The sequence below is a fragment of the Pasteurella oralis genome, assembly GCF_042681465.1.
Lineage (GTDB): Bacteria > Pseudomonadota > Gammaproteobacteria > Enterobacterales > Pasteurellaceae > Pasteurella > Pasteurella oralis.
Map to the genome: position 1 here is coordinate 86,724 of NZ_JBHUFP010000009.1, position 20,686 is coordinate 107,409.

At 36.3% G+C, this 20,686-nt stretch carries 21 protein-coding genes and 1 pseudogene; 10 read left to right on the forward strand and 12 right to left on the reverse strand.

The features are described 5' to 3' along the window. Nucleotides 1–63 precede the first annotated feature (63 nt). From modF to ACFSAV_RS07035, 5 genes are read left to right on the forward strand one after another with little or no spacing between them, the layout of a single operon-like run. Nucleotides 64–1,515 carry a molybdate ABC transporter ATP-binding protein ModF gene (gene modF, locus ACFSAV_RS07015; protein WP_379097818.1) on the forward strand — a complete coding sequence of 484 codons (1,452 nt, stop codon included), beginning with the start codon at nucleotides 64–66 and terminating at the stop codon, nucleotides 1,513–1,515. 45 nt (nucleotides 1,516–1,560) lie between these two features. Continuing rightward, entirely contained in the window at nucleotides 1,561–2,484 is a 924-nt protein-coding gene (locus ACFSAV_RS07020) for an SPFH domain-containing protein (RefSeq protein WP_101775781.1), read from the forward strand. A 25-nt stretch (nucleotides 2,485–2,509) separates the two neighbouring features. Then, a complete protein-coding gene (locus ACFSAV_RS07025) occupies nucleotides 2,510–2,959 on the forward strand; it encodes an NfeD family protein (protein WP_379097821.1) in 450 nt (149 codons plus the stop codon). 8 nt (nucleotides 2,960–2,967) lie between these two features. Beyond that, nucleotides 2,968–3,576, forward strand: coding sequence for an NAD(P)H-dependent oxidoreductase (locus tag ACFSAV_RS07030; protein WP_379097824.1), 609 nt, complete (start codon nucleotides 2,968–2,970; stop codon nucleotides 3,574–3,576). Beyond that, on the forward strand, nucleotides 3,573–4,133 hold the full coding sequence (locus ACFSAV_RS07035) for a TorD/DmsD family molecular chaperone (protein ID WP_101775784.1): 561 nt from the start codon (nucleotides 3,573–3,575) through the stop codon (nucleotides 4,131–4,133). The genes ACFSAV_RS07030 and ACFSAV_RS07035 overlap by 4 nt, the downstream gene beginning before the upstream one ends. Before the next feature lie 62 nt (nucleotides 4,134–4,195). On the opposite strand, the gene ACFSAV_RS07040 is transcribed toward ACFSAV_RS07035, so the two are convergent. Next, nucleotides 4,196–5,137 carry a Kdo(2)-lipid IV(A) acyltransferase gene (locus ACFSAV_RS07040; protein ID WP_379097827.1) on the reverse strand — a complete coding sequence of 314 codons (942 nt, stop codon included), beginning with the start codon at nucleotides 5,135–5,137 and terminating at the stop codon, nucleotides 4,196–4,198. A gap of 231 nt (nucleotides 5,138–5,368) precedes the next feature. On the opposite strand from ACFSAV_RS07040, the gene hldE reads away from it, so the two are divergent. Further along, nucleotides 5,369–6,799 (forward strand): bifunctional D-glycero-beta-D-manno-heptose-7-phosphate kinase/D-glycero-beta-D-manno-heptose 1-phosphate adenylyltransferase HldE, encoded by a 1,431-nt coding sequence (hldE, locus tag ACFSAV_RS07045; RefSeq protein ID WP_379097830.1) that lies wholly within the window; start codon nucleotides 5,369–5,371, stop codon nucleotides 6,797–6,799. 294 nt (nucleotides 6,800–7,093) lie between these two features. Here the strand turns inward: hldE and ACFSAV_RS07050 are convergent, their stop codons facing one another. Genes ACFSAV_RS07050 through ACFSAV_RS07060 form a run of 3 tightly spaced genes read right to left on the reverse strand, consistent with a single transcriptional unit; the run spans nucleotide 7,094 to nucleotide 9,168 of the window. After that, on the reverse strand, nucleotides 7,094–7,483 hold the full coding sequence (locus ACFSAV_RS07050) for a SufE family protein (RefSeq protein WP_174674049.1): 390 nt from the start codon (nucleotides 7,481–7,483) through the stop codon (nucleotides 7,094–7,096). Beyond that, on the reverse strand, nucleotides 7,484–8,683 hold the full coding sequence (locus ACFSAV_RS07055) for a cysteine desulfurase (RefSeq protein ID WP_379097833.1): 1,200 nt from the start codon (nucleotides 8,681–8,683) through the stop codon (nucleotides 7,484–7,486). It abuts the gene before it with no gap. Next, nucleotides 8,680–9,168 carry a thermonuclease family protein gene (locus ACFSAV_RS07060; protein WP_379097836.1) on the reverse strand — a complete coding sequence of 163 codons (489 nt, stop codon included), beginning with the start codon at nucleotides 9,166–9,168 and terminating at the stop codon, nucleotides 8,680–8,682. Before ACFSAV_RS07060 ends, ACFSAV_RS07055 begins: the two co-directional genes overlap by 4 nt. A 132-nt stretch (nucleotides 9,169–9,300) precedes the next feature. Between ACFSAV_RS07060 and ACFSAV_RS07065 the strand changes: the two genes are divergently transcribed. The 4 genes from ACFSAV_RS07065 to ACFSAV_RS07080 all read left to right on the forward strand — a co-directional run bounded on the left by ACFSAV_RS07065 (nucleotide 9,301) and on the right by ACFSAV_RS07080 (nucleotide 13,888). Then, nucleotides 9,301–9,714, forward strand: a complete 414-nt coding sequence (locus tag ACFSAV_RS07065) for a CidA/LrgA family protein (protein ID WP_379097839.1) — start codon at nucleotides 9,301–9,303, stop codon at nucleotides 9,712–9,714. Next, the gene (locus ACFSAV_RS07070) at nucleotides 9,711–10,406 is read left to right on the forward strand and encodes a CidB/LrgB family autolysis modulator (RefSeq protein WP_379097842.1); all 696 of its coding nucleotides are present in this window, start codon (nucleotides 9,711–9,713) and stop codon (nucleotides 10,404–10,406) included. The genes ACFSAV_RS07065 and ACFSAV_RS07070 overlap by 4 nt, the downstream gene beginning before the upstream one ends. A gap of 6 nt (nucleotides 10,407–10,412) precedes the next feature. Continuing rightward, on the forward strand, nucleotides 10,413–11,765 hold the full coding sequence (locus tag ACFSAV_RS07075) for an anti-phage deoxyguanosine triphosphatase (RefSeq protein WP_379097845.1): 1,353 nt from the start codon (nucleotides 10,413–10,415) through the stop codon (nucleotides 11,763–11,765). Between the two features lie 188 nt (nucleotides 11,766–11,953). Further along, nucleotides 11,954–13,888 carry an ABC transporter ATP-binding protein gene (locus ACFSAV_RS07080; protein WP_379097848.1) on the forward strand — a complete coding sequence of 645 codons (1,935 nt, stop codon included), beginning with the start codon at nucleotides 11,954–11,956 and terminating at the stop codon, nucleotides 13,886–13,888. Between the two features lie 87 nt (nucleotides 13,889–13,975). Here ACFSAV_RS07080 and ACFSAV_RS07085 read toward each other — a convergent pair whose 3' ends face one another. The 8 genes and pseudogenes from ACFSAV_RS07085 to ACFSAV_RS07120 all read right to left on the reverse strand — a co-directional run. Next, complete coding sequence (locus ACFSAV_RS07085) at nucleotides 13,976–14,791, reverse strand: glycosyltransferase family 25 protein (RefSeq protein ID WP_101775793.1); 816 nt, start codon at nucleotides 14,789–14,791, stop codon at nucleotides 13,976–13,978. 21 nt (nucleotides 14,792–14,812) lie between these two features. Further along, complete coding sequence (locus tag ACFSAV_RS07090) at nucleotides 14,813–15,646, reverse strand: glycosyltransferase family 25 protein (RefSeq protein ID WP_101775794.1); 834 nt, start codon at nucleotides 15,644–15,646, stop codon at nucleotides 14,813–14,815. A 57-nt stretch (nucleotides 15,647–15,703) separates the two neighbouring features. Next, complete coding sequence (locus ACFSAV_RS07095; RefSeq protein ID WP_379097852.1) at nucleotides 15,704–17,068, reverse strand: sodium-dependent transporter; 1,365 nt, start codon at nucleotides 17,066–17,068, stop codon at nucleotides 15,704–15,706. 152 nt (nucleotides 17,069–17,220) lie between these two features. After that, nucleotides 17,221–17,853, reverse strand: a complete 633-nt coding sequence (nth, locus tag ACFSAV_RS07100; RefSeq protein ID WP_379097854.1) for an endonuclease III — start codon at nucleotides 17,851–17,853, stop codon at nucleotides 17,221–17,223. Continuing rightward, on the reverse strand, nucleotides 17,853–18,578 hold the full coding sequence (locus tag ACFSAV_RS07105; RefSeq protein ID WP_101775796.1) for an electron transport complex subunit E: 726 nt from the start codon (nucleotides 18,576–18,578) through the stop codon (nucleotides 17,853–17,855). Before ACFSAV_RS07105 ends, nth begins: the two co-directional genes overlap by 1 nt. After that, nucleotides 18,575–19,192, reverse strand: coding sequence for an electron transport complex subunit RsxG (gene rsxG / locus ACFSAV_RS07110; protein ID WP_379098051.1), 618 nt, complete (start codon nucleotides 19,190–19,192; stop codon nucleotides 18,575–18,577). Before rsxG ends, ACFSAV_RS07105 begins: the two co-directional genes overlap by 4 nt. 12 nt (nucleotides 19,193–19,204) lie before the next feature. Then, entirely contained in the window at nucleotides 19,205–20,251 is a 1,047-nt protein-coding gene (rsxD, locus tag ACFSAV_RS07115) for an electron transport complex subunit RsxD (RefSeq protein WP_379097857.1), read from the reverse strand. Nucleotides 20,252–20,269: 18 nt separating this feature from the next. Further along, a pseudogene (locus tag ACFSAV_RS07120) lies at nucleotides 20,270–20,686 on the reverse strand (electron transport complex subunit RsxC); the annotation flags it as partial.

The window sequence follows — 20,686 nt, forward strand, 5'->3', positions numbered from 1 at the left end:
CGGATGTTATATCCGCTTTTTTTATAATCAATATTGGCAGAGATTAGCAATAGGGAAACCGCAATGAGTCAATTATATATCGAGCAAGCTAGCTTTAAATTAATGCAATATCAACGTTTAAATATTGCCAATTTTGTTTTAAAACAAGGCGAATTTTGGGTGGTAGTTGGTAGTAATGGGAGTGGGAAAAGTGCATTTTCTTTGGCATTGCAAAATAAATTAGTGTTAGATTGTGGTGAATATCAAAACCATTTTCAGCGTATTGCTGTGCTTTCTTTTGAAAAGCAGCAAGATATTGTTGAGGCCACGTTTAAGGATCGTAATAGTGATACAGTAAGTCCAGATGATTTTGGTAAAACGGCGCAAGACATTATTTTAAATGGTTCGGATAAATATGCCCTTTGCCAACAATATGCAGAAGTATTGAATATTACTGCATTATTAACACGTCCATTTATTCAGCTTTCAACAGGAGAAAGCCGAAAAGTGTTATTGTGCCAAGCTTTGGTTAGTGAACCTGATTTATTGATTTTAGATGAACCTTTTGAGGGATTAGATAAAAAGTCAGTACAAGATTGGTTAGCATTATTAAGCCAATTGCAAAATAATATGGCGTTAATGTTAATTGTAAACCGTTTTGCTGACATTCCAGATAGGGTGAGTCATATTGCACTATTAGATCGTTGTGAATTGATTTTACAAGGAACAAGACAACAAATTGAGCAACACTTAGTGTATCAACAGCTTTGTCAAGCAGAAACATCACTTAATGTTCCTTTGCCAGAAGTAGTTGGCGAGCCTATGACATTAGCAGCAGGGATCAATCCTTTTGAACTAAAGCATGTGAATATTCAATATGCGGATAAGAAGATTTTACATGATTTAAGTTGGACAGTCGCACCACAGCAACATTGGTGGATAAAAGGACCTAATGGTGCAGGCAAGTCGACATTATTATCTATTTTAACTGGTGATCACCCACAAGCTTATGCCAATCATGTTGTGCTTTTCGGTAAACAACGTGGTAGCGGCGAAACTATTTGGCAGATTAAACAGAAGATTGGTTATGTCAGCAGTCAATTACATATGGACTACCGCGTTAACTGTAGCGTGCTGGATGTGATTATTTCGGGTTTTTTTGATAGTATTGGCGTCTATCAACAGGTACCTGAAATGTTAAAACTAAAAGCAATGCAATGGTTACAGCGTTTACATTTGGATCATGTTGCCAAAAAAACATTTCGTTCACTTTCTTGGGGGCAGCAACGCCTCCTCTTAATTACAAGAGCGATGGTAAAACATCCACCAATTTTAATTTTAGATGAGCCTTTTCAAGGACTTGATGGTTTAAATAGAAAGTTAGTTAAGCACTTTATTGAGCAATTAGTGAATAATAGCCAAACACAGTTACTTTTTGTTTCTCATCAAGATCAGGATGCGCCAAATTGCATTACTCATATATTTGAATTTGTTGCAGAATCTGGACAATATTCTTATATACAAAGTGCGGTCTAATTTGCTAGACTTTTGTGTGAATTTAATTCATTTAGGAGAATAAGAATGAGCTTTATTAACGGTTTACCCATTGCAACAATTTTCTTTATTGTATTAGTTGTTGTTGTTTTATATTCCACATTGAAAACGGTTCCGCAAGGTTATCATTGGACAATTGAACGTTTTGGTCGTTATACCCATACGTTAACACCAGGTCTAAATTTTGTGGTTCCTTTTATTGATCGTGTTGGTCGTCGAATTAACATGATGGAGCAAGTATTAGACATTCCTTCACAAGAAGTCATTTCAAAAGATAATGCAAACGTTTCAATTGATGCTGTGTGCTTCGTACAAGTTATTGATGCGCGTAATGCAGCTTATGAAGTGAATCATTTAGAGCAGGCGATTATCAATTTAACTATGACAAATATTCGTACGGTGTTAGGTTCAATGGAGTTAGATGAAATGTTGTCGCAACGTGATTCAATCAACAGTCGTTTATTGTCTATTGTTGATGAAGCCACTAACCCATGGGGGATTAAAGTTACTCGTATTGAAATCCGTGATGTACGCCCGCCACAAGAATTGATTGCTGCCATGAACGCGCAGATGAAGGCTGAGCGTAATAAACGCGCAGATATTTTAGAAGCAGAAGGGGTGCGTCAAGCAGAAATTTTACGTGCAGAAGGTGATAAACAAGCACGTATTTTGAAAGCAGAAGGTGAACGTCAAGAAGCATTTTTGCAAGCAGAAGCGCGTGAGCGTGCGGCAGAAGCGGAAGCTCGTGCAACACAAATGGTGTCTGAAGCGATCGCAAGTGGTGATACCAAAGCAATTAATTACTTTATTGCCCAAAAATATACCGAAGCTTTAAAAGAAATTGGTGGTTCAGAAAACAGTAAAGTGGTGTTAATGCCATTAGAAGCAGGTAACTTGATTGGTTCAATCGCAGGTATCGCAGAATTATTGAAAAACGATAAACAAGCGTAATTAAAGTCAGAAAGTGAGGTTGATTATGGAATGGTTTTCCACTTGGAATGTTTGGCACTGGCTTATTTTAGGTTTTGTGCTACTTATTGCAGAAATTGTCATTCCTGGCGTGTTTTTTCTTTGGTGGGGGCTTGCAGCATTAGTAACTGCGGGGATTATGGCGTTAATTCCAAGTTTATCTTTAACTGTACTAGTAATTAGCTATGCCATTTTAGCATTGATTTTTAGTGTGGTTTGGTGGAAATATCAACACAGTAAGGATAAAAGTGATCAATCTCATTCTTCATTAAATCAGCGTGATCACGCGATGCTTGGTGCAAAAGGTACTGTCAAAGAAATGGCTCGTAATGGTATTGGACGTGGACATTTTGGTGATACGACTTGGCGAATTCAAGGCAATCAATTGCAAGTAGGTGATTTAGTCGAAGTGATTGGTGTGGAAGGTATTACCTTATTAGTCAACAAAGTAAATTAAGGAATACGATGAATCATCTGATTATTTTTGCGCATCCTAATACACAAAATAGCTTTAATCGCGCGATTTTAGATGCTGTGGTGCAAGCTAGCCAAAATGCAGGAGCGGAAACTGTTGTACGTGATCTTTATACTCTAAATTTCAACCCCGTTTTATCATGGGAAGAAATGCAAGCTATATATCAAGATATTGTGCCAGCTGAATTGAAGCATGAACAAAAACTGATTACTCATGCTGATTTGATTACCCTCATTTATCCACTTTGGTGGATGGGATTTCCTGCCATATTGAAAGGTTATTTGGATCGGGTATTAAGCTATGGTTTTGCTTATAAAACCGAAAATGATGAATCAGTCGGTTTGTTACAAGACAAAAAGATGCAACAATTTATTACGATTGGTAATAATGTTGCGCGCTATCAAGAAATAGGTTTTGCGGATTCATTAAAAGATTGTTTAGTTGATGGTTTATTTAACTATTGCGGTATTATCGATATTCAGCATGAGCTATTTGGTGATATCCATATTATTGATGATCAGGCTCGACAGCAAATGTTGCAGAGTGCCGTTACTAAAACTCAGCAAAATTTGACCGCACTTTTAGAGCAAAAAGCATGACAACAGAAAATCAACTGAGTAATTTTTCGATGATTAGCCGCCTATTTGGTAATTTATGGTATCGTTCACCAACTGATCCTATTTTAGCGAATGTATTTACTTGGCTACAGCAAAATGGCTTAACTCAGCTCTGGGCATTGTCTACCGATACACAAAGCGAACGAGCACTAGCTAGCTTACAAATGCCATTGGATTTGAATGCACTGGATAAAGAGTATCAAAAGTTATTTATCGGTGAGAATGCATTAGTCAAAACGCAAATTTCAGCTTATGAAGTCGATGTGGTTGAATTCGTCAACTTTCGTCAAATGCGTGGTATGCCAGAAGTGGAAAATGCGGATCATTTTGCATTGCTTTTACTTAGCGCCTCTTGGATTGAAGATAATTTAGATTCAGTTGCTGCCCAACGAGAATTTTTTGAGTATTTTTTATTACCTTGTGCAAGTCAGTTTTTGGCACAAGTGCAAACAAAAGCCAGTTTGCCTTTTTATAAAGCGTTAGCTCTGTTGTGCAAAGATATTCTTGCTGCAATGGCAGATGAATTAGACGAAGTGTAACCACTCAACACTATGCAGTCAAAAAGCAGATCTTAAAAAGTCTGCTTTTTTACCACACTTTTTTATTCATCATCATATAAACTCGGTTGATTATCATCTGGTCGAGTTTTGAAACGACGGTGTAACCACATGTATTGTTCGACACCTTGCATGATTTCTTTTTCAACTACTTGGTTCATGCGTATTGCGATACTGGTTTCGTCACAGATATCAGAAAAGTCAACTGGTGCTGAAATTTTTACAGTATAGCCTGAGCCATCAGCATTACGTAGCGGAGAAAAAGGAATCACTTTACTGTTCGGTGATGATTTTAATAAATAGTAGCTGCCTGTTGTTGTGGCTGCGTCAGGTACGGCAAAAAAAGGCACGAATACCGCATTTTTACGTCCATAATCATGATCTGGTGCATACCAGATAATTTCACCATGCCGAATTGCTTTAATCATACCACGCAGATCTTTACGATCGAGCATGTCTTTATTAGAACGTAGCCGCCCACGTACCTGTAACCAGTCCATCAATGGATTATCATTTGGACGATAAACACCAATACCTGGTTGATGTAAGCCTGTAATTCTTGCTCCTAATTCCAAAGTAAGGAAATGAACACCAACGAGGATAATACCATCTTGTTGATATTGTTTTAAATATTCTAATCCTTCAATTTTTGACCACTTTTTAATACGTGCATCAGACCAGAACCACGCCATACCTGTTTCGATAATTGCCATGCCTGTCGCTTTTAAGTTTTCCGTTAGAATATGTTCTATTTGTGTTGATGAATAATGTGGAAAGCAAAGTTGTAAATTACGACGAGCGATATTAGTCCTACGTTTTCCAACATTTAGTTTGGTCAATAGCCAGCCGAGAGCATGCCCAATTTTGAGTAAAATCGGGTAAGGTAGCAATAAAATTAAGCGCCAGAGACCAACGCCAAGCCAAAATCCCCAGTGTTTTGGTTTTAAAAATGCTTGCTGAAATGTAGGGAGTTTGTTGTTCACCATAAAATCGTTTTAGTATCTTGAGTGAGAAATTGAGTATGAAAAAACATATTACTCGAATCTTCCGTAGTATGACAAATTATCACATAAATAGGGCATGCATATTACTAGTTCTCGCCTAATTAGGAAAGTCATCTTATAAAAAATCTCATATTATTTAATGGAATTTAAAGGGGAAATAGTTGTTTTCCTATGCTAAAATTAACAAAATTTTTTCACATAGAGAGAAATCAAATGTTTCAATATTCAGCAGAATTTCATAATGCCAAAGTGCTAGTATTAGGTGATGTAATGCTTGATCGCTATTGGTTTGGCGCAACTAATCGTATTTCGCCTGAAGCGCCGGTACCTGTAGTTCGTGTGCAGGAAAATGAAGAACGTGCAGGGGGAGCTGCTAACGTGGCGATGAATATTGCAGCGTTAAATGTGCCTGTACAATTATTAGGTCTAACTGGACAAGATGAAGCTGGTAGTGCATTAACGTATTTATTAGCTAATAATCGTATTGATTGTGATTTTGTTCAATTAAATACACATCCAACTATTACTAAGCTTCGTATCTTATCACGTCATCAGCAACTATTACGTTTAGACTTTGAAGAAGATTTCCAAAATGTGACGAGCGATGTATTGCTTGAAAAACTTAAGAATGCGGTTAAACATTATGGTGCTTTAGTATTGTCTGATTATGGTAAAGGGACATTAAATCAAGTCCAACAAATGATTCAAATTGCACGTCAAGCCAAGGTTCCTGTCCTGATTGATCCTAAAGGGACAGATTTTGAACGTTATCGTGGTGCAACATTATTAACGCCAAATATGTCAGAGTTTGAAGCTGTTGCTGGTGCTTGCCATTCTGAAGATGAGATTATTGAAAAAGGGTTAAAACTAATAGCGGATTTTGAGCTAACGGCGTTATTAGTCACTCGTTCAGAAAAAGGGATGACATTATTACGACCAAATCAACCTGCGTTCCATTTAGCTACAGAAGCAAAAGAAGTATTTGATGTGACAGGGGCGGGTGATACTGTAATTAGTGTATTAGCGACGGCATTAGCAGATGGGCGTACTTTTGAGGAAGCTTGTTATTTAGCAAATGTGGCAGCAGGTATTGTCGTTGGCAAATTAGGGACATCAACAGTATCTACTGTGGAATTAGAAAATGCGATTCATGGGCGTTCAAATACAGGGTTTGGTATTATGAATGAAACGGAATTGAAAGCGGTTGTTGCACAAGCAAAGGCCCGTGGCGAAAAAATAGTGATGACTAATGGTTGTTTTGATATTTTACATCCAGGTCATGTTTCTTATTTAGAAAATGCACGTAAATTAGGTGATCGTTTAATTGTTGCAGTAAATAGCGATGCGTCAGTTAAACGCTTAAAAGGTGAAACTCGCCCAATTAATGATTTATCTGCCCGTATGGCAGTACTCGCGGGTTTAGCCTCTGTAGATTGGCTAGTAGAATTTAATGAAGATACACCTCAACGTTTAATTGCTGAAGTATTGCCTGATTTATTAGTGAAAGGTGGTGACTATAAACCAGAAGACATTGCTGGTAGTAAAGAAGTGTGGGCAAATGGTGGGGATGTACGCGTGCTTAACTTTGAAAATGGATGTTCGACAACCAATGTAATTAGCAAGATTAAGCAGTTAAAAGATTAATTTTTTGTGTTATAACATGAAGTTTAAATTTATATCACAATGATGATTATAGGGCAGACAAGGGTCTGCCCTTTTTTGTGAGACAAATTTGACTACTCATTATAGTGCATTGTTTGCCATTGAAAGAAGAAAGTAATGCAAGTGAGCTAACAATGGAAACTGGTTTCAAATGATAGTGAGATAAACTGCTTATTTTAAGAGTTCATGTAGTAAGGAGGCTTTCCATTAGTGAATATTCACTGGGACCGATTAGTTATTTATGCTATGAAATTTAATCTATGCTGTTAGCACAAATTAAACCGTATTTTTTAGTTGGTGTAATTGATTTTCGATTTGTTTTAGTCCATTCAATCTTGTTGAACTTAAACGTTGTGCAATACCTAGCGCTGAAAAATAGGCTTGTAAATCAAACTGTTGTAGCTGTATAGCGGTTTTACCATTGATCTCTTGTAATAAAATCCACAGTAATCCATTGATAATACGCGCTTCGCTAAACGCCGCAAAATGAAAAGTGCGGTCGTTTTTTTCAAAAATTTGAAACCACACTTTAGCTTCACAACCTGAAATAAACTGCATTTGAGCTAATTGCTGCTCTGTGGGCGGAGCAAGATTTTTTCCCGCTTGAATAATTAAACGGTAACGTTCTTCCCAAGTTTTACTATGTATTAATTGTTGTTTGATCATTTAAGCTAATAAGTCTAAGGCGTTATCTAACGCGTTGAAAAAAATATCTAAATCAGTTTGCTGATTATAAGGTGCAAAAGATAAACGTAAAGTAGATGATTGTCCCAAACGCGCTAAGTAAGGTTGTGCACAATGCTCTCCTGCGCGCAAGGCGATATTTTGTTCAGCTAATAAAGTAGCTAAATCAACAGTTGCAACATTGTTAAAAATAAAACAGACAATTGAACTTGGTTGTGCGGAGTGAAACAATTGGCAGTTTGGATAATGCATTAAACGTGCTTTACATTGTTTCGCTAGCTGAACTGTATATTGTTCGGCTTGTATAAAATCCCACTGTTGTAACCATGTGAGGACCGCATTAAAACCAATGACAGCGGCAATATTCGGTGTACCTGCTTCTAGTCGATAAGGTAATTCAGTAAACGTAATTTGTTGTTTTGATACACGATCGACCATTTTACCGCCATATTGATAAGGTTGAAGTTGCTCAAGCGCGCTTAATTTACCTGTTAATACTCCTAACCCATTTGGCCCGTAAAGTTTGTGTGCTGAGAAGGCTAGGAAATCTGCATCTAATGTTGCTAGATCAATTTTAATATGGCTAATTGCTTGAGCTGCATCAACTAACACAAGAGCACGACTATGTTGGCGGATAAGTTGAATCAATTTTTGAATAGGCTGTTGTGCCCCTGTGACATTGGACACAAAATTTAGGGCGACTAATTTCGTATGGCTATTTAATGCATTGAGCAGTGCAGTTTCATCAATCAGCCACTGTTCTGTTAGCGGTAAAATACGTAATTTTGCACCGCACTTTTGTGCAATTTGATGCCAAGTTACAAAGCTAGCATGATGATCTGCTTCACTGATAATGATTTCATCTTGTGTAGTAAATTGGGCAGCAAGCCCTTGTGCAACTAGATTAATTGCTTGGGTAGTGCCTGAAGTCCAAATGATAGCGGAAGAAGATTCTGCATTGACAAGCTTTTTTACTTGTTCACGTGCCTGCTCATAAAGTGCGGTCTGTTTTTGATCATATTGGCTACGATGTACAGAACCTGCAGATTGGTAGAAGTCGATTGTTGCATCAATTAATGCTTGCGGTTTTAATGCGGTTGCAGCGCTATCTAAATAAGTGACAGCATTGGGTTGTTGCAAATAAGGAAAATGTAGTTGAAATGCGGTCGAATTAAATGTCATTGTGATATTCTCTTTTCTCTACGCCATTGCGTTGGTGGAATGGGGTGACGTTCTTGCCAAAGTCCTAGGTTTTGTTGTTTAGCTTTATGTTGCGCTTGTAAATAAATTGACTTGGTATTGTATTTTTCATATACCCATGCCATCCCTGCCTTGACCATGGCTAAATTAATATTTTGTCCTTGTAACGTATAAACTTCAGCAAGTGTACGCTGATAATGATCATAACCCGCGACAACGAGCTTGACTTGTTGTTTATGAACGAGCTTACCTAAAAATTGTTTGGCTTTTTGACCAAATGCTTGATTTTTTTCTGGTGTGTCAATGCCAGCAAGGCGTACACAAATTAGTTTATTATTTTTTAATAAACAACTTAGCGTGTCACCATCGGAAATGCTAACGACTTTACAATATAGAGGACGGTTTGCTTGGACAGTGTAACTCAATAATAAACAACAAAGTCCAATAAATGCTTTCTTTTTATACATAGAAGAAAAAGTCCTGATAAAATCTGACTATTCTACCTAAAAACTAACAAAATATGAAAAATGAGCGTAAAATATTCCCTCATTTTTATGTAAGACAGTAATTTTTAGCTGTTAGAAGTTAATGGAGTAAAAATGACCCAAAAAATTTTTGATCTAATACGCTCATTTGCTATTTTGTATGGCATGTTATGGCTCGGAGAGTGGATTTTTGCTTATGTTCATTTAGGTATCCCTGCTAGTATTTGGGGACTGTTGCTATTATTTATATGCCTAACATTGCGGATTATCAAATTAGATTGGGTGTTTTTGTCTTCAAGTTTATTGATTCGTTATATGGCATTATTGTTTGTTCCTGTCAGTGTGGGTATTGTGAAATATGCTGATATATTGCTTGCTCAAATCAAAGTTTTGCTCATTCCAAACATATTAAGCACATGTTTTACGTTGGTTTTTGTTGGTTTATTCTCTGATTATCTCTTTTCGCGCAAATCATTTGCGTATTTACGTAAGAAAGTGGTACGCAGACAAATGGAGAAAGCACGATGAATGTCAGTATTTATCTCTATTCTGTTCTCACTCTGCTTGCATTTGGCTTAGCGATTAAAATTAGTCAATATTGGAAATCGATCTTATTTAATTCTTTTGTGTTGACGATGATTATCTTAGTTAGCATATTGTTAAGTATGAATATCTCTTATGACCAGTATTTATTAGGTAATGCGCCGTTAAATAATTTACTTGGTATTAGTATTGTTGCTTTAGCAGTCCCCTTATATGAACAGCTTCATCAAATCAGTCGTCATTGGCAGCAGATTTTATTGATTACTTTTGCTGCTGCTTTATTGTCGATGATATCAGGTGCAGTACTTGCTTTGGTACTAGGCGCAACACCAGATATGGTTGCTACTGTATTACCCAAATCAGTAACAACCCCTATTGCAATGGCAGTGGCTGATAGTTTAGGAGGGATACCTTCTATAGCGGCTGTAGGTGTCGTGTTAGCTGGATTACAAGGTTCAGTATTGGGATTGTGGGTATTAAAAAAATTACGTATTAAACATTCGGAAGCATTGGGTTTAGCGATTGGTTCTATTTCGCATGCCTTAGGTACAGTAACCTGTATGGAAAGCGATCAAAAAGCAGGTAGTTATAGTTCCATCGCGTTAGTGTTGTGTGGCATCATTACTTCTATCCTTGCTCCTATCACATTTAAACTCATTTATTTTGTCATGGCATAACATAATATGAAGAACCAAATTGATCCTATTTGGCAAACGCGTTTTATTGCAGATACACCTCGAGAAAAAGATCATCGTCCCGCATTTTGTCGCGATCGTGGACGAATTTTACATTCTGCTGCATTTCGTTGTTTGCAGGCAAAAACACAGATCCATGCAATTGGAGAGAATGATTTTTATCGTACTCGTCTCACACATTCTTTAGAAGTAGCACAAATCGGTAGCAGTTTGGCTGCCCAGATGCGTTTTGCAGACGCTTTCATTCATTTATCCAACCAGTTGAGTGTGGAAAAAAATGATCTACAAAAACAACTTAAAGGGTTATTACCGACTAACGATTTAATCGAGAGCCTTTGTTTTGCTCATGATATTGGTCACCCGCCGTTTGGGCATGGTGGTGAAGTGGCATTAAATTATATGATGCGTCATCATGGTGGTTTTGAAGGTAATGCACAAACGTTTCGTTTGTTGACAAAATTAGAACCCTATACTGTTGAAGCAGGAATGAATTTAACGCGTCGTACTATTTTAGGGATTGTGAAATATCCGACGATATTAGATCAATCCTCGCCCCAATATGCAGAGTTATCCTTAACAGAAAATACAGATCCTCGTTATGTGAAAATAATGGATTGGAAGCCCGGTAAGGGGTTATTTCGCGATGATTTGCCTATGTTTGATTGGTTGCTAGCACCATTAAGTGAATATGATCGTAAGTTATTTGGGCAATGGCAGAAAGCACGATCAATGGCGAATGAAATTTTAAAAACACGTTTTAAATCGTTAGACTGTAGTTTAATGGAATTAGCAGATGACATTGCTTATGGCGTACATGATTTAGAAGATGCAATTGTTACTGGTGTCGTTAATCTTCATCAATGGCAAGAAGCGGTAGAGGCACTAAAAAAATCAGCATCTGATTGGATGCGAAAAAATATTGAGAGTATTACAGCGAACCTGTTTTCTGATCAACATTATTTACGTAAAAATGCGATTGGTGCATTAGTGAATTATTTTATTACAAGTGTGCGCTGGACATTAACTGCGGATTTTCATGAACCCTTATTACGTTACAATGCTGAATTACCAACAGAAGTTAAAGCCGTATTACAAGTGTTTAAAGATTTTGTGCGTAAATATGTGATTTTAAATGTAGAAACTCAACGTATCGAATACAAAGGCCAACGTATTTTAACGGAAATGTTCCAAATTTTTGAATCAGATCCTGAACGCTTGTTGCCACGTAATACGGCAACTCGCTGGAAAAATGCAGCAGAACAGGGTAAAAAACGCATTATTTGTGACTACATTGCTGGTATGTCTGATGCTTATGCATTAAGGGTTTATCAGCAACTATAGCATTAAGCAATATCACCAATTTATCAATTTCCATCTTATTGGGTAGCACTTTAGGTGTATTATTTGTTGTATTTAACTTTTAGATTGCGAGCAAATGATACAAAACTCAATAGATTTTTGCAGAGTAAAATATAGCCACCTATGATAGGCGAAAATGATATAAACAATAAAATTAACAATGAGGCATTATGGCATTAATTTCTTTAACGAATGGTTACCTTTCATTTAGTGATCATCCTTTATTAGATCATACGGAATTACATATTGAAGCTGGTGAACACGTTTGCTTAGTTGGACGTAATGGTGCTGGAAAATCGACTCTAATGAAAATTTTATCTGGTGATGTAGTAATGGATGATGGTCGATTGCAGTTTGAACAAGATATTGTTGTTTCACGTTTAGAGCAAGATCCACCTCGTCATGCGGCAGGGAATGTTTTTGATTATGTTGCAGAAGGGATCGGACATTTGGCTGATTTGCTGAAAGAATATCATTATATTTCAGCAAAATTAGCCCAAGATTATAATGAAACTCTTTTAAGCCAATTAGCTCAAGTTCAAGCAAAGTTAGATCATGCCAATGGTTGGCGCTTTGAAAGTAAAATTAAAGAAGTATTACTTAAACTCGCACTTAATCCAGATACTTTACTGACAGAATTATCTGGTGGTTGGTTGCGTAAAGCAGCGTTAGCGCGAGCTTTAGTTTGTGAGCCTGATGTCTTGTTATTAGATGAACCAACGAACCATTTAGATGTGGATGCCATTGAATGGTTAGAAGCGTTTTTATTAGATTTTGCTGGCAGTATGGTATTTATTTCTCATGACCGCTCATTTATTCGCAAAATGGCAACACGCATTGTTGATCTTGATCGCGGTAAATTAGTCTCTTACCCTGGCAATTATGATTTATATTTAACAACTAAAGAAGAAAATTTACGTATCGAAGCACTTCAAAATGCACTTTTTGATAAAAAACTGGCACAAGAAGAAGTGTGGATTAGACAGGGTATTAAAGCACGTAGAACGCGAAATGAGGGGCGTGTACGCGCATTAAAAGCGCTGCGTGAAGAACGGCGTCAACGTCGAGAGGTATTAGGCACAGCGAAATTACAAATCGATAACTCTAGTCGCTCAGGCAAAATTGTATTTGAATTGGATAATGTCAGCTATGAAGTGGCGGGTAAAACTTTAGTCCAACACTTTAGTACAACCATATTACGCGGCGATAAAATTGCGTTAGTTGGTCCTAATGGTTGTGGTAAAACAACGTTTATTAAATTATTGTTAGGGGAAATTCAACCAACATCAGGTACTGTGCGTTGTGGTACAAAATTAGATATTGCTTATTTTGACCAATATCGTGCCGATCTCGATCCTGAAAAAACAGTTATGGATAATGTTGCAGATGGAAAACAAGATATTGAAGTGAATGGCGTAAAACGTCATGTTTTAGGCTACTTACAAGATTTTTTATTTCCACCGAAACGTGCAATGACACCAGTTAAAGCATTGTCTGGTGGTGAGCGTAATCGTTTATTGCTGGCAAAATTATTATTAAAACCCAATAACTTATTAATTCTTGATGAGCCAACTAATGATCTTGATGTTGAAACATTGGAATTATTAGAGGAAATTTTAACAGATTATCAGGGAACATTATTAATTGTAAGCCACGATCGTCAATTTATTGATAATACTGCTACAGAATGTTTTATGTTTGAAGGCAATGGGATTATCAATGAATATGTTGGTGGTTTTCATGAGGCTAAACAGCAACAAACTAATTATTTTGCCCACAAGGCACAACAAGAGGTGCTCAAAAAACAACATATTCCACCACAAAGTGCGGTCGAAATTTCTCAAGTTTCAAGTACGACTAAAAATCAACAGCGCGCAAGTAAACTTTCTTACAAAGAACAGCGCGAGTTAGAACAACTACCGCAGTTATTGGAAGAATTAGAAGAAAAAATCGCTGTGTTACAAACAGAAATCAGTAGTACAGAATTTTTTCAACAGCCACATGATTACACTTCGACTAAATTGCAAACGCTTGTCGACACAGAACAACAATTAGAACAAGCTTTTATACGTTGGGAAGAGTTAGAGAGGAGAAGAAGTGTTTGAAATAGGTGAAAAAAATAAGAGCGGGGAAAATAGCTCTTATTTTTTTATTAATGAGTTTTTTAGAAATTTACTTTTTGGAGCGATTGATTACTCGAATGGGATGACTTTTCTTTGTTTCTTTTTATATAAGCGGTAAGGTTTAGTAAGGCCTTTAATTAATAGTTGCCATAGTGACAATTTCCTTTTATATGGGTTTATTTTCCTATTTTGTTTACGCTCACTAAAAAGTTGACTTTGTAATTCTTCTTTCTCGTCTGACTCTTGAGGATATTTTACACAAAGTTGTATACATATTGCAGGCTCTAACTGATAAATAGAAACTAGAGGATATTTTAAAAAAGTATCAAATATTAAAATATCAATAGGTCTTAGTTGCTCATTTGTCAATTTATTGAATTCTATTAATAAGAGTTTTGCTGCTTTTTGGGATATAATGTAGCCCCCACAACCAGTGTGATCACTAATTAATTTAGGGAAAGAATAATGTGATAAAGGAGGAACATTAGAAGATTTAGTATTAACTAATTGTAAAACTGTTTCTATTTTAATAATAAATGCTTCATTAGAGAATCGCTCTGTTATCCAGTCAGAATTGTTTAAAAATAGATGTGCATTTTTACTTAGTACAACATCATCTTCAAAAATTGTGATAAAAGGCATATTTTCATCTATACATCTTTCCCAAAGCGTTAAATGACTCATCAAACAAGCTTTTTCTCCTAGAGTTTGATTTGGATGGGATAATAATTCAGGTAATAACTGATTAATTGTCTCTGTTAATTGAGCCGATGGCGTCATCGCATCAAAAAATTCAAATGGAATATTTTTAGAATTAAATTCTTTTTCAATATGTTCTCTGCGCTGCGCTGCTGTTACGATGCTAATTACATAGTTAGTATTCATAATGTAACCTAATATATTAAGTTATTTAAATGGAATAATGTGTTTTAGGGCTTCTTGCCGTTGCTTAATACGTTGGTATTTTTTCAGGGCACGAATAATATTATGCTTGAGCCGTTGTAGCTTTTCTTTAAAGGTGCGTTTAGGTTTTATTGTTTTATTCTGCTGTCTTATGTGGATACGTTCTTGCTCTAATTGACTTTTTAACTGGCTCTTATTCTGGTTAAATTGGAGTTCTTGTACACACAGTGCGGGAGACTGTTGAAATATATTTTGTTGAGGATCATTTAAACTTTTGCAAAAGAGTATCATATCTATCGGCTTTAAATCATTGCTATTGTATTGTCTAAATGTATTAATCAGATTTTTTATAGCTTGTTGAGAAATAATATAACCCGCAGTACCATAATGTACTTGTTTAAGGGAATTAAATTCTCTTTCTAAATAAGGTGTAATCTTTGTTTTTTCACATTTTGCAGGCTGTAAAAATGTTTCAAGACGTAAGATAAAACTGTCAGTCAAGTCAAAGCGATCTTCTAACCATTTTTCATCATTTAAAAAAGCATTTGCATTTTTACCTAATAAGATATCATCTTCAAAAATAAAAAGGTAAGGTAAGTTCTCATTCAAACATTTTTGCCAAAGTATAAAATGGCTCATGAAACAGGCTTTTTCTCCCGCTGATAAGGAGGCTTGAGCAAGATTGGGTAAGTAAGTATTGATAGTATCATCTAAGTATTTTGATGGGGTTAAAGCATCAAAAAACTCAAATGGTATGTTTTGGCGACCAAATTCTTTTATGATGTGCTCTCGACGCCTGTGAGCATTCGTTAAGCTAATGACATAATTAGTATGCATGAGATAACCTTCAATCTATTATAATGAAAAGGCGAACTTTTGTTCGCCTGTTTAATCTTACAACAAATTGCTCACAAAAATAACTAAAATAATAAGAGGAACGACAAATTTTACATAGTTGAACCAAATTATTGTGAATGTCGAATTTGGATTTGAAGAGAGTTCTTTTTTGGCATCATCTTTCAGCGCGAAACCAACGAAAATAGCACATCCAAAGGCAGTTAACATAAATAAAATATTACCACTGACGTAGTCAAATGTATCAAAAATACTGTTGCCGAAAATAGTGACATTTTTGAGTAAGTTATCACCAAGAATAGCAGGGATATTGCCGAAAACAAAGATACTACCCAGCGTGAGAATAATTGCTTTGCTGCGGCGCATTTTCAGTTTTTCTTGTAATGCAGTAATAATCACTTCATAGATAGTTAATGAAGTTGTTAAGGCAGCAATAAGTAACAAACTAAAGAAAATGATTGCAAAGATTTTTCCTAGCCATAAATGTGAAAATACAATAGGCAAGCTTTGGAAGACGAGAGTTGGTCCAGAATTTGGGGCAATACCAAAAGTAAAAAGTGAAGGAAAAATCATAAAGCCAGCAAGTACGGCGATAATCGTATTGGTAAAGCCAGTAATAATTGCGGTTTGAATTAAATTTTCTTCTTTGTTTAAGTAGCTTGAAAGTGTAATGAGCACACCAAAACCAAGGCTTAAAGCAAAAAATACTTGCCCTAATACAAAAACGAATAATTGTGGTGTAATTTTAGAGAAGTCTGGTTTGAGATAGAAGATAATACCTTCCATTGCGCCTGGTAACGTAATATTACGAATAACCATACCAATTAAGAAGATAAATAATAATGGCATTAAGTATTTTACAGCGCGTTCAATCCCGCCAATAATTCCTTTAGCGAGAATAAAGTAATTTACAGCAACAAACAATAGAGTATATAACGCAACTTCAATGGGACTGTTACTAATGTGTAAATCGTAAAAATCTTTTGCAATTTCTTTGCTAATCGGTACTGATATATCAAGAGTACCTGTAATTAAATTGATAATATAAGTGATTACCCAACCACCCAGTACCATATAATATGCCATGATACCAAAGGCACCGAGTAAGCCTAAATAGCCTATAATTTTCCAATATTTTGAAATATTGCGTGTTTCTAATTTGTCACCAAAAGCATCAATGGAATTGACACGTAATCGGCGACCAATCACATTTTCTACAAGAATCATTGGAATGCCGATTAGGAGCATAGCTAAACAGAATAAAAACACATAAGCACCGCCACCATTTTCACCGACTAAATAAGGAAAGCGCCAAGTTGCGCCAAAACCGACAGTTGCTCCAGCTACTGTCATAATATAAGTAAGTCGACTAGACCAAGTTTGTCTTTCTTGTTTTGTTGTCATAATTAAATCCAAATTATTAAAAAATTTATTTATTCTCAACTGAGAATGAAAAGATTATCTTTCGTCGTTTTTGTTAGGTATGCAAGTAAGATAACTTTTTGATTTCACTTTTACCTTATTTATTAGTAGTAAATCATAATAAAAGAGGAATTTTATTCCGTTTTTTGCTTAAATTCGCACAAATCCTCAATAATACAGGAACCACAGCGTGGCTTACGTGCAATACAGGTATAGCGTCCATGTAAGATTAACCAATGATGGACATCGACTTTAAATTCATCAGGGACAACTTTAAGTAATTTTTCCTCTACTTTTACAACATCTTTACCTGGTGCAAATCCTGTACGATTAGAAACTCGAAAAATGTGTGTATCGACAGCAATAGTTGGCTGACCAAATGCAGTGTTTAATACCACATTGGCTGTTTTCCTTCCAACACCAGCTAACGCTTCAAGTGCGATACGATTTTGAGGAATTTCACCATTATGCTTTTCAATTAAATCGCGACAAGTTTTGATGATATTTTCTGCTTTACTGTTATATAGACCAATCGTTTTAATATATTCTTTTAACCCATCAACACCTAAGGCTAAAATGGCTTGCGGTGTATTTGCCACTGGAAAAAGTTTATCCGTTGCTTTATTTACCCCTTTATCTGTTGCTTGGGCAGATAAAATAACCGCAATCAATAGCTCAAAAGGTGAGCTATAATTCAGTTCTGTTGTTGGATGCGGATTTTGATCTCGTAGACGAGTTAAAATCTCAATTCGTTTTTGTTTATTCATTATTTTTTATACTGATCAATAAAATTTTTTATTGCTAAAACAAGCGCTAAACCAATAAATGCGCCGGGGGGGAGAATAGCTAATAAAAAGTGACTATCTAATTGGAATAATTCAATACGTAAACTTTTTGCCCAATCGCCCAATAAGTGTTCTATTCCATCAAATAACGTCCCATTTCCGAGTACTTCACGAATTGCTCCTAGTACTATTAAACTTAAGCACATACCAAATCCCATCGCGAAACCATCGAAGATTGAATGAGAGAGGGAATTTTTGGAAGCAAATGCTTCAGCACGTCCAATCACAATACAATTCGTTACGATAAGAGGAATAAAAATGCCTAAGGATTGGTAAAGTGAATAAGTATAAGCATTCATTAATAATTGGACCATTGTGACAGTAGTCGCAATAATCATGACATAAATTGGAATTCGAATTTCATGAGGAATGTGTTTACGGAATAAAGACACAACAGTATTACTACAAATTAATACTAGCATAGTAGCAAGTCCTAAGCCTAATGCATTAGTAACACTATTTGAAATTGCGAGTAATGGACATAATCCTAATAATTGAACTAGAGTTGAGTTGTTTTTCCATACGCCTTGCCAAAAAATCTCCTGCCAGATCGTATTTGGCTGTTTTTCTGATTGTGCTTTTGGCGTTTCTAAAGAACGTGTATGCTGATCAGAAAGTGCGGTCTGTTTTGGTAAAGTTTCGTTCATTGTCTATTATTCTCTTGATTCAATTCATCTAACATATTTAACGCTGCATTTTTTACTTGATTAACTACTGCGCGTGGCGTGATAGTGGCGCCAGCAAATTGATCAAATTTACCCCCATCTTTTTTTACTGCCCATTCATTTAAGTTATTAGCGTTAATTTGTTGATGAGTAAAACTTAAAATCCAGTTTGAAATGCGAGTTTCAATTTTATCGCCTAGTCCAGGTGTTTCTTGGTGTTCTAGTACGCGCACACCAAGTATTTCGCCAGAGGGCGTTATACCAATAAGTAAACGGATATTGCCTGAATAACCATCAGGTGCGATAGTTTCAATCGCATAGGCTGTTTTTTGCTGATTTTTTGTTGCCACACAGATATTTTTTATTCGATTAACAATCAACTTTTGACTAGTAGGAACGTAACAGTTTTCACTCAATACATTATCAAAATATTGCTGTGGGACAACTTGTAACAATAATGTGCGTTGTTGTTTATTGATTTCCTCAGCAATTTTATCTTTAGTTAAAAAATATACCCCTGTTGATAATGCAGTGCAAATTAACGCAATAAATGCAAGTAACAAGGCATAATAAGTTGAAATTTTGATTGTTTTCATCATTATTATTCCTTATTTACGATAGCCTGCAACACGTGGACGAGTGTAGTGATCAATTAATGGTACACAAATATTGCCTAATAAAACGGCAAATGCGACCCCATCAGGATAATTGCCATGGAAGCGGATAATATAAGTCAACAGACCAACTAATCCACCAAACACTAATTTACCACGCGGTGTAATAGAGGCAGTAACAGGATCTGTCGCAATAAAAAAAGCACCAAACATCATCGCACCGCTAAATAAGTGCGCAACCATTTTCAAATGTTGTGCTGGATAGAGTAATTCAGTGATACCTGCAAAAAATATAAATGTGCTCAACATTGCAATAGGGATTTGCCAGTGAATAATCCGTTTCCAAATCAAGAAAATCCCACCTAACAAAAAGGCTAAATTTATTTGCCACCAACCAATGGCTAAATGTGACGCGAAAATTGGCGAGGCAAGTAAGTGTTGATATTCACCTTCTTTTAGCACTACTTTAGCGCTATCAAGTGGTGTAGCCTGTGTAATTCCATCAACTGAAGTGGTCAATTGATGTAAGCTAAATCCATCTGTACTGAATCCAGTAAAAATAAGATGGTAAGCATCTGCAATTGTTGGCGGCTCATTTAATAAACTAGCAGGGGGAAGCCAAGTTGTCATTTGTAGCGGAAATGAAATAAGCAGTACAACATAACCAACCATTGCTGGGTTAAATAAGTTTTGTCCTAATCCACCGTAAACGTGTTTACCGAGAATTACAGCACAAAATATGCCAATTAAGATTAACCAATAAGGGGCATAAGGTGGGATGGCAACAGCAAGAATAAGTGCGGTTAAAGTGACGCTAAAATCAGAGATATAACATAACGCTGGTTTTTTGCGTAATAAAGTCACTCCCCATTCTAGCAATAAAGCAAAGCTGATGGCTAAACTGGCTTGAATGAGTACACCAAAACCGAAGTAATATAATTGTGCACAAATTGCAGGTAGCATCGCTAAAATCACCCACAACATAATACGCATTGTGAGCTTACCTGAATGAGTATGTGGGGAGCTTACCATTTTAAACATTTTGGTTTTCTCTTATCTTTATTCTTTATTTTCTTGTGCAGCTTTTTTCGCTTTTGCCCTAGCGATAGCCGCCGCAATTGCTGCTTTACGCGGATCTTGTTCATCGATTACTACTGTATCAGCAGAAATCGTGATTTTTTCCACCGCACTTTGTGTCTGTTGTGCGGCTTTTTTCGCTTTTGCCCTAGCGATAGCCGCCGCAATTGCTGCTTTACGCGGATCTTGTTCATCGATTACTATTGTGTCGGCAGAAATCATGATTTTTTCCACCGCACTTTGTGTCTGTTGTGTGGCTTTTTTCGCTTTTGCCCTAGCGATAGCCGCTGCAATTGCTGCTTTACGCGGATCTTGTTCATCGATTACTATTGTGTCGGCAGAAATCGTGATTTTTTCCACCGCACTTTGTGTCTGTTGTGCGGCTTTTTTCGCTTTTGC

Excerpts from the sequence above, each read along its gene's own strand:
- modF (WP_379097818.1), top strand. The coding sequence starts at position 64 with ATGAGTCAATTATATATCGAGCAAGCTAGCTTTAAATTAATGCAATAT.
- ACFSAV_RS07020 (WP_101775781.1), top strand. The coding sequence starts at position 1,561 with ATGAGCTTTATTAACGGTTTACCCATTGCAACAATTTTCTTTATTGTA.
- ACFSAV_RS07025 (WP_379097821.1), top strand. The coding sequence starts at position 2,510 with ATGGAATGGTTTTCCACTTGGAATGTTTGGCACTGGCTTATTTTAGGT.
- ACFSAV_RS07030 (WP_379097824.1), top strand. The coding sequence starts at position 2,968 with ATGAATCATCTGATTATTTTTGCGCATCCTAATACACAAAATAGCTTT.
- ACFSAV_RS07035 (WP_101775784.1), top strand. The coding sequence starts at position 3,573 with ATGACAACAGAAAATCAACTGAGTAATTTTTCGATGATTAGCCGCCTA.
- ACFSAV_RS07040 (WP_379097827.1), bottom strand. The coding sequence starts at position 5,137 with ATGGTGAACAACAAACTCCCTACATTTCAGCAAGCATTTTTAAAACCA.
- hldE (WP_379097830.1), top strand. The coding sequence starts at position 5,369 with ATGTTTCAATATTCAGCAGAATTTCATAATGCCAAAGTGCTAGTATTA.
- ACFSAV_RS07050 (WP_174674049.1), bottom strand. The coding sequence starts at position 7,483 with ATGATCAAACAACAATTAATACATAGTAAAACTTGGGAAGAACGTTAC.
- ACFSAV_RS07055 (WP_379097833.1), bottom strand. The coding sequence starts at position 8,683 with ATGACATTTAATTCGACCGCATTTCAACTACATTTTCCTTATTTGCAA.
- ACFSAV_RS07060 (WP_379097836.1), bottom strand. The coding sequence starts at position 9,168 with ATGTATAAAAAGAAAGCATTTATTGGACTTTGTTGTTTATTATTGAGT.
- ACFSAV_RS07065 (WP_379097839.1), top strand. The coding sequence starts at position 9,301 with ATGACCCAAAAAATTTTTGATCTAATACGCTCATTTGCTATTTTGTAT.
- ACFSAV_RS07070 (WP_379097842.1), top strand. The coding sequence starts at position 9,711 with ATGAATGTCAGTATTTATCTCTATTCTGTTCTCACTCTGCTTGCATTT.
- ACFSAV_RS07075 (WP_379097845.1), top strand. The coding sequence starts at position 10,413 with ATGAAGAACCAAATTGATCCTATTTGGCAAACGCGTTTTATTGCAGAT.
- ACFSAV_RS07080 (WP_379097848.1), top strand. The coding sequence starts at position 11,954 with ATGGCATTAATTTCTTTAACGAATGGTTACCTTTCATTTAGTGATCAT.
- ACFSAV_RS07085 (WP_101775793.1), bottom strand. The coding sequence starts at position 14,791 with ATGAATACTAACTATGTAATTAGCATCGTAACAGCAGCGCAGCGCAGA.
- ACFSAV_RS07090 (WP_101775794.1), bottom strand. The coding sequence starts at position 15,646 with ATGCATACTAATTATGTCATTAGCTTAACGAATGCTCACAGGCGTCGA.
- ACFSAV_RS07095 (WP_379097852.1), bottom strand. The coding sequence starts at position 17,068 with ATGACAACAAAACAAGAAAGACAAACTTGGTCTAGTCGACTTACTTAT.
- nth (WP_379097854.1), bottom strand. The coding sequence starts at position 17,853 with ATGAATAAACAAAAACGAATTGAGATTTTAACTCGTCTACGAGATCAA.
- ACFSAV_RS07105 (WP_101775796.1), bottom strand. The coding sequence starts at position 18,578 with ATGAACGAAACTTTACCAAAACAGACCGCACTTTCTGATCAGCATACA.
- rsxG (WP_379098051.1), bottom strand. The coding sequence starts at position 19,192 with ATGAAAACAATCAAAATTTCAACTTATTATGCCTTGTTACTTGCATTT.
- rsxD (WP_379097857.1), bottom strand. The coding sequence starts at position 20,251 with ATGTTTAAAATGGTAAGCTCCCCACATACTCATTCAGGTAAGCTCACA.